The sequence below is a fragment of the Enterococcus sp. 9D6_DIV0238 genome (assembly GCF_002174455.2).
Taxonomy (GTDB): domain Bacteria; phylum Bacillota; class Bacilli; order Lactobacillales; family Enterococcaceae; genus Enterococcus_L; species Enterococcus_L dunnyi.
Genome location: NZ_CP147246.1, coordinates 530,146 through 548,107 on the forward strand (window position 1 = coordinate 530,146; position 17,962 = coordinate 548,107).

Below are 17,962 nucleotides of genomic sequence, written 5' to 3' on the forward strand. Positions count from 1 at the left end.
TTTCTCTATTCCCCTTCATTTTAGCAAGGCTCAAGCAAGGTGTCAAAATAAAATCGAATATTATAGTGATTTTTAACCTTATCGTTCGTATATACAGATAAAATAAAGAAAAACCAAACGAACATTCGGTTTTTCTTTATTTTGTTTATTCAATTATTCCTCTGATTTCAAACCGTTGAAAAGTAGATTCAAAATGATAGCAGTCAGACTGCTCATTACAATTCCGTTTCCAGTAAACATACGTAAAGTCTCAGGCATTTGCTGGAATAAAGTCGGCATCATATTGAATCCAAGGCCAAAACCAATTGATATCGCAATGATCAGCAAATTCTTATCGTTCGTATAATCAACTTTAGATAACATCCGCATTCCTTGAACAGCTACCATGCCAAACATAACCAGCATTCCTCCACCTAAAACAGGTTCTGGAATAATTTGAGCTATAGCACCAACTTTCGGCAATAGTCCTAAAGCGATCAAGAAAAATGCTGAGTAGTAAATCGGGCGGCGAGTTTTGATTCCTGAAAGCTGGACCAAACCGACATTTTGAGAAAAGCCGGTATAAGGAAACGTATTGAAGATTCCACCAAGAATAACTGCTAATCCTTCTGCCCTATATCCTTTTTTAAGCTCTTCTTCTCCGATATGTTTTCCTGTAATATCCCCTAAAGCAAAATAGACACCTGTCGATTCGACCATACTGACAATTGAAATGATCACCATCAAGACGATAGATGAAAGATCAAATGTCGGTGCGCCAAAATAAAAAGGTTGCGGGAAATGGAACCAAGTAGCCTCACCGACGGGAGCTAGATCGACTTGACCTAAGACTGCCGCTAAAATCGTGCCACCGACTAACCCAACAAGAACCGCAATCGATTTGATAAAGCCTCGACCCCAAACTTGAACAACAATAATCAAAGCGATCGTTATAAATGCTAATAATAAATTCGTGCCATTACCGAAATCTTTTGCAGAAGCCATTCCTCCGCCCATTTTTTCAACAGCTACTGGAATCAAGGTCAATCCGATCACCGTGATCACCGTTCCTGTGACCAATGGAGGAAACAATTTTTTGATTTTCGAGAATATTCCTGAAACTAACACTACAAAAATCCCAGAAGCAATGATCGAACCATAGATCGCGCCGATCCCCTTATCGTTCCCAATCATAATCAATGGAGCAACGGCTTGAATCGCACATCCTAATACAACAGGCAACCCTATGCCGAAAAATCGATTGACCGTCAATTGTAGTAAAGTAGCTATTCCGCACATAAAAATATCAATGGAAATCAAATAAGTCATCTGTTCTGAATTAAAATTCAGTCCTGTACCGATCAATAATGGAACAGCTACCGCGCCAGCATACATTGCTAATAAATGCTGCAACCCTAAAACAGCTGCTTTGCCGTTTTCAGGATTTTGTTGATTCAATTCTTTGTTTTGATTTTCTTCATTTGCCAACTTTACGCATCCCCCTCAAGAAATTCGACTTCACCATTTTGTAGAGACGCAATTCGAGCTAAAGATACGACTTTCATCCCCATTTCCTCTAACAGCGAGCGACCATCTTGAAACGACTTTTCGATCACGATGCCAATGCCATCCACGTCAGCACCAGCCTGTTGACATAATTCGATCAGTCCTTTTGCTGCTTGACCATTTGCTAAGAAGTCATCAATGATCAATACTTTATCTTCACTGGATAAAAATTTTCTAGAAATTGAAATCTGACTCGTTACTTGTTTCGTAAAAGAGTATACAGAAGAGGTCAATAACTCTTCGTCCATTGTTAAGCTTTTTGCTTTACGAGCAAAAATCATTGGTACGTTCAATTTTTTGGCTGCAAAAAGAGCTGGAGCAATCCCCGAAGCCTCGATCGTAACAACTTTTGTAATTCCCGCATTTGCAAATACCTCTGCAAAACGATAACCGATTGCTTCCATCAAGATAGGATCGACCTGATGGGTAACAAAGCTGTCAACTTTTAATACGCCATCCCCCAAAACTCTCCCGTCTTCTTTGATTCGGTTTACTAGTTCTTCCATTACTTCCGACTCCTTCATTCTATTTTTTATAAAAACAAAAAAAGCCTTCTCCTGCAAAAAGCAAAAAAGGCCCTCAGACTCTTTTTCGCTTATAGACCGACATTTACGGTGTCGGGTAGAGACAGTCATCCATATTATGACCATATATAAGCTCTTGTATTACTATACAATAGTACAAAACTCTGAAAATTTCAATGAAAAGAATAAATTTTCATTGAAATCTTACAGAGCTTTATTTACAACTATTATTTATTTGTTCCTCATTTTTTGATGAATGCGGCTTTTCCGCCTGTAGGTAATGCAGTATTTTTAGGTACCACTCTGATTTCGATTGCTTCCAGACGTTTAGACAATCCTTGTGTTCCCGAAGATTGTCCATTTTTAGTCCACGCTTGCCAGCCATAATCTTGGGAGTGGACTCGGTATTGCACATCATATTGTGTGGCTGCAGTTCCGGTCAATTGGATTTGAATCGCTTCTAACCGTTTCTTTTGTCCTGTGGTTCCACTCAACGCATTATTTGCTTTCCAACCTTGCCACCCAATATCTTGAATATGTGTTTTGTATTGGATTCCTCCGTTAACAGATGAGTCAAGCTTGATTTGAATACCTTCTAATCGTTTCTTTTGTCCAGTACTTCCACTTGATTGACCTGCTGCTACATAACCGCCCCAGCCAAAATCTTGGACATGCGTACGATAGCTCACTAGATTAGGAATCGCAGGTGCACTATTTTTAATCACTCGTACAGCGAAATCCGGTTTAAAATAGGTGGTTGAATTGATTTTGACCACTTCATTCACATTTGGTGCGTGGATATATTGGTGATTTCCTATTGCAATCGCTACATGATACGTGTTTCCTTTAGCACCCCAAAAATAAAGATCCCCAGGTTCTGCTTGAGCAACACTGATTTGATCACCAGATTTTTCTTGCGGCACTGTGTAATCACCAATGTTTTTTCCCGTCACTTGTAAGTATACATAACGAGTCAATCCAGAACAGTCAAACACATTCGGACCTTTTCCACCCCAAGCATAAGGTTTACCTAGATGTCTTCTGGCTTCGTTTACAATTTGTGTTTTCTGTGAAGCTGCTGCAAATGTAACCGCACTTCTGGCTGCTGGTTGTTCTTCGATCGTTTCTAACGAAAAATCAGGCATCTCCTGAATTTTCTGGATTTGTTCAGCTGTATAACCAGCGTCAAGCGCTTCCTGATAGCTTTCGTCTCCAAACACCTCTGTCGCTTCCGCCGACTGGGTCGATCCAAGCGCAAAGAGCAACAAAGCAGCCCCAACTATGTAACAATACTTTTTCATTATTTTCCCAACTCCTACTCTCTCATTCGATTTAAATTAATGATAACATAAAAATAAAATAATTATAGACTAGTAAAGCTAGCTTATTTAATTTTTCATCGTTTTGTAATATAACCTGATTTTTGTAATCATCAAAAAAAGTGATCATAAGGAAATTTTTATCCTCATTTATCACTTAGTATGTTGTTCACCAATCCTACTGATCGTTTTCTTTTTCTAAATTCCTATACTTATCCATTTTATGACTAAAAAGTTCACCATTGCTAGGCGGAGTATAGGTAATGGCATTTGCACCAGCTGCGATCGTTTCAGTGATTGATTCATCTGTCGGTCCTCCTGTTGCAATGATCGGCAACGTAGGGTATTTCTTTCTGAAATAGCGAACGGTTTCTGCTGTATTTTTTCCAGCGCTAATGTTGATCATCGTCACTCCAGCAGCTATTTTTTCATCGATTGGCGTATGGATTGACGTCACCGTACTAACGACAGGAATATCGACAACCTCACAAACCATCTCAACTGTTTCAACTGGTGTCGGCCCATTTAATACAACCCCAATCGATCCCTGAGCTTCTGCAAAAAGGCTCATATACGCAGAACGTTGTCCTTGCGTCAAACCTCCGCCCACTCCTGAGAATACAGGAATATCTGCTGCTTCTATAATGCTTTTAGTGATCGCCGGATGCGGGGTAAATGGATAAACAGCAATGACTGCATTTGCATCCGTATTCCGAATGATCGCAATATCCGTAGTAAAAATAATCGACTTGATTTTCTTTCCAAAAATTCTGATCCCGCTTGCCTGTGCAATCACCTTCGGCACTTGTACAATATCCTGCTTCAGCGGTGTGACGATTTCCGGTACCCATTTCTCTTCCATCTAACTCCTCCTTTTTCTTAATGATCGTATTTGTTTAAATCATAGCTTTCGATCACATGAATAACTTTTTCAGCATAGGTTGGATCTGTTGCATAGCCTGCATCCTGTAAAGCTTGTGCAGCCTCTTTATAATTTTTCGCCAACAACACATTTTCATATAGACGAGGATTCCAAGTGACACCATTGACAAACAATCGAGTATGGTCATCCATTGATTCTTCCCAAGTATCATAAACTCTGAAATCACCTTGAATCACGATCCACTCTTCATTGATGTATTCCTTCGTTTCAAGATTCACTTTTTTCTGATCACCATACGCTTTGATTCCAAATAAATTATTATATTTAGAGGCAAGCGTGCTTTGCCCCCAGTTTGACTCTAAGATTCCTTGTCCAATAATAATACTAGGTAAAACGCCATAAGAAGACTGCAACTCTTGTGCGTGCGGGCTGATTCTATCGATAAACTCTTCTTTTGACACCTGTTCATTTTTCTGTGCCGTATTTTCTTCAGTTTTAGAACTATCTGATAACACATTGATGGAAAAGATAAATGCAACCCCAACAATCAATAGTCCCGCAAATAATGCCGGTAAGTTTGATTGTCTTCTTTTCTTTTTATACCTTTGACTATTCATACATTCCCTACTTTATCGTGTATTCATTCCGTAAAAAAAACGGACAATGGCTGACTGATTATATCAGTTTTTTTCATTACAATCAATCTACAGCTGTCGTAGTCATGGTTGTCGAAGTTTTCGTTGGTTCCTTAGATGTTGTCGTCATGGTCGTTTGGCTTACTTCTGTTGTTGTTTCAGTTGTGTTTTTTGTCTTGTCTTTTGCTGTATCATGTCCAAAAAATACATAGATCACAGCACCTAACATTATAATGACGGATAATATGCCTAAAATTTGTTTCACAAAAAAACTCCTCACTTACTTATTCACCAACGTAAGTTCCCATTAAATTTTCATTTACCCAATCTAATAGCTCTACTTTCGATCCTTCCAGCTGACCTTGTAAAGTGGCCGGCAAGCGAAACGTAACGATATCATCAAAGCCCCATTCACCATACGAAACTGTAACTTTCAAATCGATATATGCTTGCTCTACATGTTCGGCCTTGTTTTTTGAAGGGATCAATTCAGCCACTCCTGCTCCAGACTGCAGCCATTTTTTGGCGATCAAGGTTTTTAATCGCTTATATTCAGACACAGCGATATTCCTTTTTTCTGGAAAAAGAATGGTTTGGCGCAGCACTTTTTGTGTCAGCATCCACTCGTAATCAGTAAAAAGATTTTTCACCTTTTGCATTTCTTCATTAGTCAAGCTGGTATGACCTTTTTTCCAGTTCTCCCAGTTTTCTTTCGACGTTTGGAGATAGTCGGTATAAAACGTCTCTTCTGTTTCAAACTCTTCTATAATTGCATCGATAAGAATATCTATATACATTTGGTGCATGACTTTCGCCTCCTTTCTTTATTTTACTGAAAATATCAAAAAAAAGCATCTCTTTGCTCCACTTATTTTCGTTTTTTTAAGAAACATTCACCTTTTTCTCTAATAATTTTTACGTTAACTTCCATTTGCTTAAATTTAACCACGATTTCATACTTCTCATGTATAATAGAAATGATCTTTTAATTAGGAGGAACAAACAATGGCAAATTATAATTGGGGCATCATCGGACTTGGTGATATTGCAACAAGCTTTACAGAAACATTTCAGCATAAACACAGCAGCATACATGCAGTTGCTTCACGTACATTGAGTAAGGCAGAGGAATTTGCTAAACAGCATAATATCCCTACTGCATATGGCTCATACGAGGAACTATTGTCAGATGATTCTATCGATATCATCTACGTTGCAGTACCAAACAGACAACATATCGACCACATCTTGAAAGCTCTGCACGCAGGGAAGCATGTTCTTTGCGAAAAAGCGATCACTATGAATAGCGCTGAACTAACTAAAGCGATGAAACTAGCTGAAGAAAAGAATCTAATTTTAGCTGAAGCTATGACGATTTTTAATATGCCTTTATATCATGAGCTAAAAAGCCAAATCGATTCTGGTCGTTTCGGCAAGCTAAAAATGATTCAGGCGCCTTTTGGCAGTTACAAAGAGCCCGATCCAACCAACCGCTTTTTTAATCCCGAATTAGCTGGCGGTGCTCTTTTGGATATTGGAACGTATGCTGTTTCTTTCGCCCGTTGGTTCTTGAGTGCACAGCCTAAAGTAGTCGCTTCTGTGATGCAGCCTTTCTCTACAGGAGTAGATGAACAATCGGCTACTATTTTACAAAATGATGCACAAGAAATAGCCACTGTTTCACTAAGTTTTCAGGCAAAGATGCCCAAACAAGGAGTTGTGGCTTTTGAAAATGCCTATTTGGTGATCAACGACTATCCTCGAGCAGATGAAGCAAAAATTTTCTTCAACGACGGCACAGTTGAAACGGTCGTCTCTGGTGATAGTTTTCAAGCACTGAATTATGAAATCGACAATATGATCCAAATGATCGAAGGAACCTTGTCAAATCGTTCTCTATTCTTGACAAAAGACGTGATCGATCTATTAGATCAAATGCAGCAAGAATGGCAAAAGTAATCAAAAATAGTGTAAAAATCAAAAAAGCAGTTGACCCTAAATAAACAGGGACTAACTGCTTTTTTCTTTTTAATTATTACATTTCATTTGGTGCATGAAGACCTAATAAACGTAAATCTTCCTTGATGATCGTAGCCATTGCATAAACTAAAGCCAAACGTGATTCTCTCTCAGCATCATCAGCTAAAATTTTCACATGGGCATAATACTTATTGAACGCTTGAGCAACTTGGATCGCATGTTTTGCAATCACTGAAGGCTCATATTTGTCAGCAGCTTGCAAAACGACATCTGGGAATTTTTGAAGTAATTTTACTACTTCCCAGCTTTCTTTATCGTTCAAAGCGTATTCTTTTGTTTCATCGATCGTGAAATCCGCTTTTCTTAAAATACTCATTGCGCGAGCGTGAGTGTATTGAACATATGGTCCTGTTTCACCTTCGAAACGCACAACTTCCTCTAGTACGAAATCAAAATTGTTCAAACGATCATTTTTCAAATCATGGAAAATCACTGAACCGATCCCTACTTGTCTTGCTACCTCTTCGCGATTTGGCAAGTCAGGATTTTTTTCCATGATTTGCTTATTCGCTAGCGAAACTGCTTCATTCAAGACTTCTTCTAGAAGAACGATTTTCCCTTTACGCGTAGATAACTTCTTACCGCCTTGTGTAATCAATCCAAATGGTACGTGATGCATATCATCCGACCACTCAAAACCTAATTCTTTCAACACAGCTTTTAGCTGTTTGAAGTGATTTGACTGCTCGTTACCAACGACATAAATTGCTTTAGCAAAATCATACGTCCGTTTACGATAAACTGCTGCAGCTAAATCACGGGTGATATATAGTGTTGCCCCGTCTGATTTTTTGATCAACGCAGGGTTTAAGTCATACGCAGATAGGTCAACGATTTCAGCACCTTGATTTTCTTGCAGTAGATGCTTTTCTTCCAGCATTGTAACGATTTCAGCCATCTTATCATTATAAAAGGCTTCCCCATTATAAGAATCAAACGACACTTCAAGCATACCATAGATTTTATCAAACTCTTTTAGTGACTCTGTACGGAACCATTGCCATAAATCAGTAGCTTCTTGGTCCCCTTCTTCAAGTTTTTTGAACCACGCACGTGCTTCTTCTTCCAATTCAGGTTGTGTTTCCGCCTCTTCATGAAATTGCACATATAGACGTAGTAATTCTGTAATTGGCGCATTTTTGACGCCTTCTTCTGAGCCCCATTTTTTATAAGCAACGATCAGCTTTCCAAATTGAGTGCCCCAATCGCCCAAATGATTGATACGAACAGGCGAATAACCGATTTTTTCGAGAATAAAGGCAATTGAATTACCAATGACTGTTGAACGTAAATGCCCCATTGAAATTGGTTTTGCAATGTTCGGCGATGACATATCGATCGGTACACTGCCCTTTCCCCCAATAGAACTATCCCCATAATGACCTTTTTCTTTGGCAATCTGAGTGATCACTGCATGACTGACCATCTTTTTATTCATGAAAAAGTTTAAATAAGGGCCAACCACTTCAATTTTTTCAAAATCTGAACCTTCGATTTTTTCGGCTAAATCTGCAGCAATTTGTTGTGGTGCTTTACGGTAGACTTTTGCTAATGAAAAAGCTGGAAAAGCCACATCGCCATGGTCAACTGACTTAGGATTTTCTAATAATTGTGTGACTGTCTCTAAAGATAGATCATCTTTCACTACTGCATAAATAGCTTTTGCTACGATTTCTTTGTTATTCATCTTTCTCCTCCTATATATTAGGTTATTCATTTTTAGTTCATTTGCGCTCGCACAGTTAATGTTTCCTTTATTCTTACTCATCGTTACTTTTTACTTAAGAATATGGCTTTCTTTGACTACTGAAAACTTCTCAACAGATATGCAAGTTTCATCAATTGCGGTGTTTCCTTCGCTTTGATACTTCGCTCCATTCATCGCCAACTACTTTTCAACATCTGCTCTGGCTTTGCCAATCGCAGTGTTTCAAAACAAAAAGTCCCTGGTGTTTAAAAACACCAGAGACGAGAATTTCCCGCGGTACCACTCTAATTGTCCATTCTACGATAGACCCACTTAATCTAATAACGGTAGATAGCCGTCTGCTTGTGCAGATCCTCTAAAGTGCGCTTCCTTTACTTGTCATTTTCGGCTTACACCGTCCCGAAATCGCTTGTGATGACCTTAGATAAAGTACTCTCTTTTTCAACGAATCAATATGAAACTGGATTTATTATAGCAAAATTTTACGAATATGCCTAGTCCTTAATTATTGACCGATCGTTTTAAAGCTCAAACTAGGTTCTGCATTTAGATGAGCATCAGCTAAATGGCCTTTTTCTGCTTCGACGAATGCTGCCGCACCAATCATCGCAGCATTATCCCCACATAGTCTTAATGGAGGAACAATAAAAGTTGTTTCTGGCAATTGATCAGCGATCTCCTGACTTAATCGTTCTCTTAATCCTTGATTTGCAGCAACTCCGCCGGCCATAACTAATTGTTTCACAGGATATTCTTTACAAGCACGTATTGTTTTGTCAACTAATACGTCGATCACACTCGCTTGAAAGCTAGCCGCCAGATTTTCGATACTAAGTGCTTCCTCCCGTTGTTGTGCATTATGAACAGTGTTGATAAACGAGCTTTTTAACCCGCTAAAACTAAAGTCATAATTATCCTCTTTCATCATCGCTCGTGGAAAATGATACGTATCTTGCCCTAAATGAGCCAGTGTATCAATTTCCTTACCGCTCGGATAACTTAATCCTAACACCCGTCCAACTTTATCATACGCTTCACCAGCAGCATCATCTCTTGTTTCACCGATGATTTCAAAGGAGCCAGTTTCTTTCATATACACTAGCTCTGTGTGCCCTCCGCTGACGAGTAACGCCATCAAAGGAAATTGTAACGGCTCTACAAAGTGAGCCGCATAAATATGGCCAGACATGTGGTTGACTGGAATCAACGGCAGATCATGAGCCCATGCAAAAGCCTTTGCAGCGGAAATTCCAATCAATAATGCGCCTACAAGGCCAGGTCCGTAAGTCACTGCCACTCCACTTAAATCAGCCGGTCCTACCTCAGCTTCCATCAATGCGTCTTCGATACACAGCGTGATTTCCTCCACATGATGACGACTCGCGACTTCCGGCACGACACCGCCAAATCGACGATGACTTTTCACTTGAGAAGCAACTATGTTGGATAAAATTTGATCGCCATTCTCAATTACTGCGACACTCGTTTCATCACAGCTGCTTTCGATTGCCAAGATCAGTTTTCTTTCTTTATAAAAAAAAGTCATTGTTCCACTTCCTTAATTTTTAAACACATTACAATTCCATCTTCTACTGGACGTGTGTAATATTTTTTTCGGCGACTAAGCGTCTCGAATTTTTTTTTCAGATATAACTGCTGAGCCGCATAATTGGATGCTCGGACTTCTAAAAAAACAGTCTTGATTCCCTGCTCTTTAAAAAGCTGAATAGCCTGATCCAACAATTGACTGCCTACGCCCATTCCCTGTAACTTCTTTTGGACAACGATATGAGATATATCGACCTCATCTAAAATTTGCTGGTAACTGATAAATCCCTGCCATTCGTCTTCTTCGATCTTTACAAGGTAATCCATTACTTCTTGCTGCAGATCAACACTGAATTGCTCCAATGACCACGGAGAACCATGCTCATACGCGTTTTCACATAATTGCCATAACTTTTCAGCAGCAGACTCGATCGGCAGCTCTTCTTTTAAACAATACATTTGATCACTCTTCTTTTAAAGACAACACCATTTCAAGGGCGTCTTCTTTGTTTTCAGTATAGTACTCCTGCTTGATCGTACTTGATGTAAACCCTAATTTTCTATAGACTCTTTGAGCATTCTTATTACTGATCCTCACTTCTAATGAAATCGTTTCGCATTTATTCAAAACAGAAAACTGCTGAATTTCTTTGATCAAAAAACTACCGATCCCTTTTCCTTGATAGGCAGTAGAAACTGCGACATTTGTAATGTGCGCATCTTTCCCAAACAATCGACAACCAATAAAACCGATCGTTTTTCCTTCTTTTTGAATCAACAAATACAAATGAGGGTCTGTTGCCTGCAGCTCCATTAAAAAGGCGGTTTTCGTCCATGGCATTTCACCGGCATAGACTTCCCTTTCGATAGATAATAAATCCTTGATATCCTCAAATTTGATTGCCCGCACGAAATAATCTTCATTAGAAAGCTGAATCGTTTTTGCTTCATAAGGCCGAGTTTTAAAAAGTAAGCCTGCAAGCTTATTGAAAGGATTAAATCTTTTCAACATATGTTTCTCCTTCAGGTTTATGTTCTTTTAGCCAATTTTCTTCCGCTTCTACTCGTTTCAGATAATCCGGTAAAAAATGATGAATATCCATTGAAGGTTCTGCTGTTCTTCCAAGTCCAGCAAGTACGGAAGCGTTTGGGGTCTGCCATTGAGGAATCGTATTGATCACAGCATCCGGCAAGATTTCTTTTATTTGTTCTTGAAATTTCACAGCATCCTCACCGACAAAATAGATATGTTCAAACTCCTTCAATTGCTTCAACCACTCTTCTAAAGAAATATGTTGATCTGCAATGATCGTCTGTAATTCACCATTTATGTATTCATAGGCTCCTGTATAAACATTATTTCTTCTAGCATCGAACAACGGAACGATCACACCTTTGACCGAAATACAGTTCGCCGCTACCGTTTTCAAACTAGAAATTCCAACTAATTCTTTATTCAGCGTGTATGCTAATGTTTTGGCAGTTGTTACACCTATTCTCAACCCCGTATATGAACCCGGACCTTGCGCAACGACAATTCGATCAAGCTCTTTGGGTTTCAAACCAATATCTTTCATCAATTGTGTGATCGCTGGCATCAATGTCAAACTATGATTGCGTTTCACGGTTATAGTATATTGTCCTAAAATTTTTTCCTCATCACAAACTGCGATAGATAATGTCTGATTCGAGGTATCTATTGCTAAAATACGCACAAAAAAATCCCTTTCTTTCATTAGGTAGTTGTTTCATTGTAGCATATTTTTTCGAAGCAGTAAAAAAGTCCAAGTGTTCTTCTAAATAAATATAAAAAGCACAAGAAAACGTAGACTGAGGCAAAAACATTTAGCTCCAAAAAAATTAAGAAGAAGTTGCTTTTTTTTCCGTTTATTCGAAATTAATGAGGCTGAGACAAAAGCGTTTAGCTCCGAGAAATAAGAAAGAATTTACGAAAATTGCTTTTCAAATTTTAGTGAATTTCTGCTTATTTCCGAAGGAGCTGCTTTTTTTTCGCCGTTTATTCACGTTTAGAGAGCGAAACAAAACTGATTTTTAGTTTTGTCTCGCTCTCTTAAGGTTTCCTAAATTTTAATAAATTGACAGCTAACTCAAAAATAGCTTGTTTTATCTCTACATTTATTTATAGGTTGCTTCTAAATAATCAATCAACGGTTTACTGATATCTGTCGCTGTATCATTTTTTCTAGAGTCTTCTACCATGATCATCGCAGAGAACTTATTATTGCTGCGATCCATAGCCAGAAGGAAGCTATTTTCCTTGCCAACGGTATCTTGTTTCTCTTTGATTTCAGCTGTTCCTGTTTTAGCAGCCAATGAGAATTCAGGATTGTACATATTATGCACGTAACCATCTGCATCTTCCACACTGCCAAGAAGATCCGTCACGATCGTATTAGCCGCATTTGAACTAATTACATTTTCTTTCGTCTTTGTCTCTTTAGACAACTCGATTTTCGGGTAGACCAGCTTACCTTCATTTTGGAAAACTGTATACATCGCCGCTTGCTGGATCGGTGTGATCAAAAGCTGACCTTGACCATAACCTGTATCTGCCAATAGAATCTCTGATTTGAACGAGTCTTCATTTGAAATTTGAGCTGGATTCATCGGAATGGCCAAGTCTAGTTTTTCACCAAAAATAAATTTATCCAGCCCTTTTCTAAAAGTTTCTTCCCCCATACGCAGCGTCTGTTCTGCAAAATAGATATTGTCAGAGTTGACCAATGCTGTTCGTAAGTTGACAGGACTTGCTTCTTTTACCCGCGTCACAAAATAGTCGCCCCAAGAAGCATCCTTCTGCCATTTCAATCCATTGATCGCAAGCTCTTCTTCCGGCTTAAGTGTCCCAGCATCTAAACCAATACCACCTGTGATCGTCTTAAAGGTCGAGCCTGGTGCGTAACCTGTAGCAAACCTTGCTGTAAATGGTAAATTTTCATTATTAGCATACGCATCATATTCTGTTTGAGAAATACCATTTGCAAGCTTATTCGGATCAAAAGATGGTGAACTGACAGTCGCTAATAAATCCCCTTGCCGAGGATCCATCACAACAGCACTGCCTGGACGATTTGCAAAAATAGCATAGCCTTGTGACTGTGCATTTTTATCGATCGTCAATTGAATTTTCTGACCATCTTTTTTCTCTACTTTTTGAAGAACACTTTTTTCCTGTCCATTTTCATCAGTAATAGTGATACTTCCACCGTCTTGTCCACGTAATTCTTTATCAAAGGCTTGTTCCAGCCCAACTTTCCCAACGACACCAGTGCTGCTTAAAGAAGGATCTTTTTCAATATCTTCTGCTGTCACTGTTCCAACGTAGCCGATCAATTGTGCAGCTGCTTCTTTTAGTGGATAGTATCGGACAATTTTATCTTGTGAAGCCGCACCTTGTGGCAAATCAGTGATCGGATCAAAGGATATTTTGATCGGCACGAATGAATCATCTTGGACCCAAGCTTGCTTCAAATGTTGTTCAATTTCATCTACAGGAACATTGAACTGATCACTGAAAGCTTTGATGTTTGCCGTTTTTGCGTCTCCTTCTCCAAGTTTTCCTGGAACAATACCAACCTGATCAAAAGCTTGATTTACAGCAAGCCCCTTTCCGTTACGATCAACGATTTCTCCACGCGCCGCAGTATCTACGCCAATAGAGACTTTATCCTGACCAGACATCTTCGGAAAAATCAAGCTAGGTTGCCAGTTGATTTTGTAGTTGTCTTTTTCTTTATCGATCGTCGTTTTATAGGATAAACCCTTTAAGTTACCTAACGGCGTCGTCATCTCTAGTTGATAGCTAAATGTGAACTTGTCACTAGCTTCTTTTTCAACTTTTACCTGTTTACTCTTGATTCCTTGTGCTTGTATCCCAGTGAAGATCGCTTCATATTTTTCGACTAATTGATTCTTATCATATCCATTGTCTTTGATCGACTCTTCACTCAACACAGTAGGAAGCTGATCAAACTCTTGCTTAGATAAATGTTTTAAAAAAGTTTGCGCTGTTTTCTCCGCTTGCTTTATTTCTTGCTTAGTTTGCCATGCACTATAAGCAAAAACACCACCACCTAAAGCAGCAACAACTATTATCCCGCTAATTACTAAAATTATCGGTTTTTTTGACTTCTTTTGTGTTCTTCTTTCCACTAGCGATTCCCCCATCTCTTCCATTTTAAAATGTCTTCTTTATTATACCTCAATCTTGTCATTTATTCGTTATAAAAAGAGGAAGCTTAGCAAAAAATCAATAAGCTTATTATACCTTAGCTGTATTTTTACCTTCTTCGTTTATGGTATACTATTTTCACGTACAACTTTTATCAAGGAGGAATTTGGAATGGGAATTATCAAAGCAGCAACAAGTGCGATTGGCGGAGGCTTAGCGGATCAATGGATCGAAGTCATTGAACCTGCTGATATGGGTGATACGACCGTTATGACCAAGGGAATTTTTGTTCGTAAAAATGATAAGCGCGGCTCTAACCGTAAAGGAACAGAGGATGTTTTGACGGATGGTTCTGTTATACATGTGTACCCAAATACGATGATGATTTTAGTCGATGGTGGTAAAATCATTGATTACACTGCTGAAGAAGGTTATTACACAGTGAAAAATGACTCCGCTCCTTCGGCGTTCAATGGTTCATTAAAAGCAGCAATTTCAGAAAGTTTTGACCGTTTTAAATTTGGCGGTGTGACTCCTCAAAAACAACAAGTCTTCTATATCAATTTACAAGAAATCAAAGGAATCAAATTTGGGACTTCTTCTCCCCTTAATTACTTTGATAATTTTTATAATGCAGAATTGTTTTTACGAGCGCATGGGAATTATTCGATCAAGATCACAGACCCATTACTATTTTTCTCAAATGCGATTCCTCGAAATAAAAGCCAAGTAGATATTAATGATATCAACGAACAATATTTAGCAGAATTCTTAACAGCTCTTCAATCTGCAATCAATAAAATGTCTGCAGACGGTGAGCGCATTTCTTATGTACCATCAAAAAGTTTAGAATTAAGCAAATATATGGCACAAGCCTTAGATGACGAATGGCGTGAACTTCGTGGGATGGAGATCGTTTCTGTTGCAGTTGCTAGCATTTCATACACGGATGATTCAACGAAATTGATCAATATGCGTAATCAAGGAGCGATGTTGAGTGATCCAAGTGTCCGCGAAGGCTATGTTCAAGGATCATTGGCCCGTGGAATGGAAGCCGCTGGAAGCAATGAAGGAGGCGCAATGAACGGATTTATGGGCGTTGGTATGGGCATGAATACTAGCGGAAATTATTTTGCTCAAGCTTCTCAAACCAATCAGCAGCAAATGCAGGAAAAACAAAATCAGCAAAATGCCCAAGGCTCAGCTGATACTTGGACTTGTCCTCAATGTGGGACAGAAAATTCAGGGAAATTCTGCTCTAACTGCGGCACACCGAAGCCAACCAATGAGAAACCAAAATTAGAAATGAAATGCAGTGAATGTAGTGAAGTCGTTGACCTATCTAACGGTATTCCTAAATTCTGCCCGCATTGCGGCAAACCTTTTCAAGGAATTCCATTATAAATAGCAACACAGAAAATCTGAGTGCGGAACAAAGCTAAAAAACGGTTTTGTTTCGCACTCTAAAACTAAACAAGCCTATTTAGCAGTCCAAACTGAATCAGATTGCCAAATAAGAAAGGAAACATTATGACGGACACTTTTACACACAAATGCCCCAATTGCGACGGTCCTTTATTGTTTGATCCTAAAGATCAAAAGTTTCATTGTGAATACTGCTTAAATGTTTATACTGAGTCAGAAGTCACAGCATATGAACAGTCTCAGCGCGACGCTCATTTAGAAGATCCCGCCATTGAAGAGGATTTGACTTATACCGCAGACGCAAAGGCTGATCGAATGAATTCTGATGAAGCAGCTGCGTTTGACGATACTTCCGATAGTAACAAAGACGATATGGAATTATTCAACTGTCCGAGCTGCGGTGCCCAAATCGTCACAGAAGCAACGACAGCCGCTACCTATTGCTATTATTGTCATAACCCAGTTGTTTTATCTGGTCGTTTAAGCGGGACCTTTTTGCCGGAGAAAGTCTTACCTTTTGCGATCGAAAAAGAAGAAGCTGTCGAAACGTTTTTAGCCTGGACCAAGAAAAAATGGTTTATTCCTAAAGATTTTTTCAATAAAGAGCAAATCGATAAATTGACTGGGGTCTATTTTCCTTATTGGGTAGTTGATGCCGATATCGATGGTCAACTGAATGCTATGGGGACCACTTTACGGGTTTGGCGAGTCGGAGATCTGGAATATACAGAAACAAAACAATTCGAGGTTACACGACAAGGAAAAATTTCATTCAAAGAACTGATCAAAAATGCGTTATCTAAAAATACTCAGCAAAAAATGGTCGAAACAGTCCAACCTTTTCCTATCGATAAAGCTCGCTCGTTTAAAAGCCAGTATTTAGCTGGCTTTCAAGCAGAGAAACGAGATATAGAATATGAAGCAATTCAACAGGCTATTCAAAACGAACTCAAAGATTATTCTGAATCCTTACTACGGGATACAGCTGCTGGCTATACTTCCTTAACAAAATTGCGAACGGATATTTCTCTAGCAGATGAAAAAAATCATTATATGCTTTTACCTATTTGGTTAGTGACCTATAGAAGCAATGAACAATCAAAGAAAGTCTACTACTTCGCAATGAATGGTCAAACAGGAAAAGTGAGCGGGATCCTTCCTGTCAGCTATAAACGTTTAGGTCTTTTCACTTTCGGTCTATTCTCTCTCTTATTAGCTCTTTTTTTGATCGGAGGCTGGTTCATATGATAAAAAAAATGCCTTTATGGTTTCTTACATGCTTTGTTCTTCTCTTTGGTTTTAGCGTACAAAGTTATGCTGCAGAAGATTCGATCGATGATCAAGCTGGGCTTTTTACCAGTGAACAAGTTGATCGATTAAAAGAAATGATTGCTCCGATCGAAGCAAAAACGAAAGCACGCATTTTTATTGTTACCAATACCGACAATGAGATCGATTCTACTCGATTTGCAGATTACTATATGCTTGACCGAATTGGCAAGGATCAAAATGGTGTCACTTTTTATATTGACATGAATCAACGAAAATCAGTGATTTCTACCTCAGGCAATATGATCGATTATCTGACGGATAAACGAAACGACCAAATGCAGGATAATATAGGTCCTAGTTTGACAAATAAAAATTATTTTCAAGCTGCACAAACATTTCTTGAGGATACTAGCAGATTCTTCGATCAAGGCGTTCCTGGAGGTCATTATCGTGTAGATACAGAAACAGGTAAAATCACACGTTATAAGGTGCTAACGACCACTGAAATTTTGATTGCTTTGATTGCCTCCGTTATTTTAAGCGGCATCTTTTTTGCAATCAGCGTTTCAAAATACCAGTTGAAATTTGGTACTTATTCTTATCCTTTCAGAGAAAAAGCAACGCTGCATTTAACAAGTAAAAATGATCGGCTGATCAATTCTTTCGTTACCACGCGGCGGATCCCTAGAAACAATTCAAATGGCGGAGGCTCTGGTGGTGGTGGCGGCAGCAGCACACACTCTACAGGCGGAGGGACTTTTGGCGGTAGCAGTCGAGGATTTTAATTAAATAAATACTTATGTTTTTATCATTTTTTTAGCATTTTAAGTGGTCCTTCTTTCATTTTCAGAAGGATCATTTTCTTTTTTTT

The 17,962-nt window shown here is 38.8% G+C and carries 17 protein-coding genes, 1 riboswitch and 1 other annotated feature; of the genes, 4 read left to right on the top strand and 13 right to left on the bottom strand.

The annotated features are described in order from the left end of the window. Positions 1-153: 153 nt before the first annotated feature. From A5889_RS02445 to A5889_RS02480, 7 genes are all read right to left on the bottom strand, one after another. The gene (locus tag A5889_RS02445) at positions 154-1,467 is read right to left on the bottom strand and encodes a nucleobase:cation symporter-2 family protein (RefSeq protein ID WP_422389709.1); all 1,314 of its coding nucleotides are present in this window, start codon (positions 1,465-1,467) and stop codon (positions 154-156) included. A gap of 2 nt (positions 1,468-1,469) precedes the next feature. Next, positions 1,470-2,051: a xanthine phosphoribosyltransferase gene (locus A5889_RS02450; RefSeq protein WP_087640284.1), complete on the bottom strand. Its 582-nt coding sequence runs from the start codon at positions 2,049-2,051 to the stop codon at positions 1,470-1,472. A 72-nt stretch (positions 2,052-2,123) separates the two neighbouring features. Further along, a riboswitch (purine riboswitch) is annotated at positions 2,124-2,221 on the bottom strand. Between the two features lie 90 nt (positions 2,222-2,311). Continuing rightward, positions 2,312-3,370: an NlpC/P60 family protein gene (locus tag A5889_RS16470; protein ID WP_087640285.1), complete on the bottom strand. Its 1,059-nt coding sequence runs from the start codon at positions 3,368-3,370 to the stop codon at positions 2,312-2,314. 196 nt (positions 3,371-3,566) lie between these two features. Continuing rightward, entirely contained in the window at positions 3,567-4,250 is a 684-nt protein-coding gene (locus A5889_RS02465; protein ID WP_087640286.1) for a hydrolase, read from the bottom strand. Positions 4,251-4,267: 17 nt separating this feature from the next. Next, entirely contained in the window at positions 4,268-4,888 is a 621-nt protein-coding gene (locus A5889_RS02470; RefSeq protein WP_087640287.1) for a glycoside hydrolase family 73 protein, read from the bottom strand. A gap of 82 nt (positions 4,889-4,970) precedes the next feature. Next, complete coding sequence (locus tag A5889_RS02475) at positions 4,971-5,171, bottom strand: hypothetical protein (RefSeq protein ID WP_087640288.1); 201 nt, start codon at positions 5,169-5,171, stop codon at positions 4,971-4,973. A 19-nt stretch (positions 5,172-5,190) separates the two neighbouring features. Further along, complete coding sequence (locus A5889_RS02480) at positions 5,191-5,712, bottom strand: hypothetical protein (protein ID WP_087640289.1); 522 nt, start codon at positions 5,710-5,712, stop codon at positions 5,191-5,193. Between the two features lie 199 nt (positions 5,713-5,911). Here A5889_RS02480 and A5889_RS02485 point away from each other — a divergent pair, with 199 nt between their 5' ends. After that, on the top strand, positions 5,912-6,865 hold the full coding sequence (locus A5889_RS02485; protein WP_087640290.1) for a Gfo/Idh/MocA family protein: 954 nt from the start codon (positions 5,912-5,914) through the stop codon (positions 6,863-6,865). Between the two features lie 76 nt (positions 6,866-6,941). Here A5889_RS02485 and argS read toward each other — a convergent pair whose 3' ends face one another. The 6 genes from argS to A5889_RS02515 all read right to left on the bottom strand — a co-directional run bounded on the left by argS (position 6,942) and on the right by A5889_RS02515 (position 14,375). After that, complete coding sequence (argS, locus tag A5889_RS02490) at positions 6,942-8,633, bottom strand: arginine--tRNA ligase (protein WP_087640291.1); 1,692 nt, start codon at positions 8,631-8,633, stop codon at positions 6,942-6,944. Positions 8,634-8,907: 274 nt separating this feature from the next. Next, positions 8,908-9,108 (bottom strand) — a binding site (T-box leader). A 51-nt stretch (positions 9,109-9,159) separates the two neighbouring features. Continuing rightward, a complete protein-coding gene (tsaD, locus tag A5889_RS02495) occupies positions 9,160-10,200 on the bottom strand; it encodes a tRNA (adenosine(37)-N6)-threonylcarbamoyltransferase complex transferase subunit TsaD (RefSeq protein ID WP_087640292.1) in 1,041 nt (346 codons plus the stop codon). Then, entirely contained in the window at positions 10,197-10,661 is a 465-nt protein-coding gene (gene rimI / locus A5889_RS02500; RefSeq protein WP_087640293.1) for a ribosomal protein S18-alanine N-acetyltransferase, read from the bottom strand. Before rimI (A5889_RS02500) ends, tsaD begins: the two co-directional genes overlap by 4 nt. A 4-nt stretch (positions 10,662-10,665) precedes the next feature. Then, positions 10,666-11,214, bottom strand: coding sequence for a ribosomal protein S18-alanine N-acetyltransferase (rimI, locus tag A5889_RS02505; protein ID WP_087640294.1), 549 nt, complete (start codon positions 11,212-11,214; stop codon positions 10,666-10,668). Beyond that, entirely contained in the window at positions 11,198-11,917 is a 720-nt protein-coding gene (tsaB, locus tag A5889_RS02510) for a tRNA (adenosine(37)-N6)-threonylcarbamoyltransferase complex dimerization subunit type 1 TsaB (protein WP_087640440.1), read from the bottom strand. Before tsaB ends, rimI (A5889_RS02505) begins: the two co-directional genes overlap by 17 nt. Positions 11,918-12,338: 421 nt before the next feature. Beyond that, complete coding sequence (locus tag A5889_RS02515) at positions 12,339-14,375, bottom strand: penicillin-binding transpeptidase domain-containing protein (RefSeq protein ID WP_087640441.1); 2,037 nt, start codon at positions 14,373-14,375, stop codon at positions 12,339-12,341. A 190-nt stretch (positions 14,376-14,565) separates the two neighbouring features. On the opposite strand from A5889_RS02515, the gene A5889_RS02520 reads away from it, so the two are divergent. From A5889_RS02520 to A5889_RS02530, 3 genes are all read left to right on the top strand, one after another. Beyond that, on the top strand, positions 14,566-15,798 hold the full coding sequence (locus A5889_RS02520) for an SPFH domain-containing protein (RefSeq protein WP_087640295.1): 1,233 nt from the start codon (positions 14,566-14,568) through the stop codon (positions 15,796-15,798). 126 nt (positions 15,799-15,924) lie between these two features. Then, the gene (locus tag A5889_RS02525) at positions 15,925-17,067 is read left to right on the top strand and encodes an ATP-binding protein (protein ID WP_087640296.1); all 1,143 of its coding nucleotides are present in this window, start codon (positions 15,925-15,927) and stop codon (positions 17,065-17,067) included. Then, on the top strand, positions 17,067-17,876 hold the full coding sequence (locus A5889_RS02530) for a TPM domain-containing protein (protein ID WP_176372804.1): 810 nt from the start codon (positions 17,067-17,069) through the stop codon (positions 17,874-17,876). Before A5889_RS02525 ends, A5889_RS02530 begins: the two co-directional genes overlap by 1 nt. Positions 17,877-17,962 lie beyond the last annotated feature (86 nt).

Excerpts from the sequence above, each read along its gene's own strand:
- A5889_RS02450 (WP_087640284.1), bottom strand. The coding sequence starts at position 2,051 with ATGGAAGAACTAGTAAACCGAATCAAAGAAGACGGGAGAGTTTTGGGG.
- A5889_RS16470 (WP_087640285.1), bottom strand. The coding sequence starts at position 3,370 with ATGAAAAAGTATTGTTACATAGTTGGGGCTGCTTTGTTGCTCTTTGCG.
- A5889_RS02465 (WP_087640286.1), bottom strand. The coding sequence starts at position 4,250 with ATGGAAGAGAAATGGGTACCGGAAATCGTCACACCGCTGAAGCAGGAT.
- A5889_RS02470 (WP_087640287.1), bottom strand. The coding sequence starts at position 4,888 with ATGAATAGTCAAAGGTATAAAAAGAAAAGAAGACAATCAAACTTACCG.
- A5889_RS02480 (WP_087640289.1), bottom strand. The coding sequence starts at position 5,712 with ATGCACCAAATGTATATAGATATTCTTATCGATGCAATTATAGAAGAG.
- A5889_RS02485 (WP_087640290.1), top strand. The coding sequence starts at position 5,912 with ATGGCAAATTATAATTGGGGCATCATCGGACTTGGTGATATTGCAACA.
- argS (WP_087640291.1), bottom strand. The coding sequence starts at position 8,633 with ATGAATAACAAAGAAATCGTAGCAAAAGCTATTTATGCAGTAGTGAAA.
- tsaD (WP_087640292.1), bottom strand. The coding sequence starts at position 10,200 with ATGACTTTTTTTTATAAAGAAAGAAAACTGATCTTGGCAATCGAAAGC.
- rimI (WP_087640293.1), bottom strand. The coding sequence starts at position 10,661 with ATGTATTGTTTAAAAGAAGAGCTGCCGATCGAGTCTGCTGCTGAAAAG.
- rimI (WP_087640294.1), bottom strand. The coding sequence starts at position 11,214 with ATGTTGAAAAGATTTAATCCTTTCAATAAGCTTGCAGGCTTACTTTTT.
- A5889_RS02520 (WP_087640295.1), top strand. The coding sequence starts at position 14,566 with ATGGGAATTATCAAAGCAGCAACAAGTGCGATTGGCGGAGGCTTAGCG.
- A5889_RS02525 (WP_087640296.1), top strand. The coding sequence starts at position 15,925 with ATGACGGACACTTTTACACACAAATGCCCCAATTGCGACGGTCCTTTA.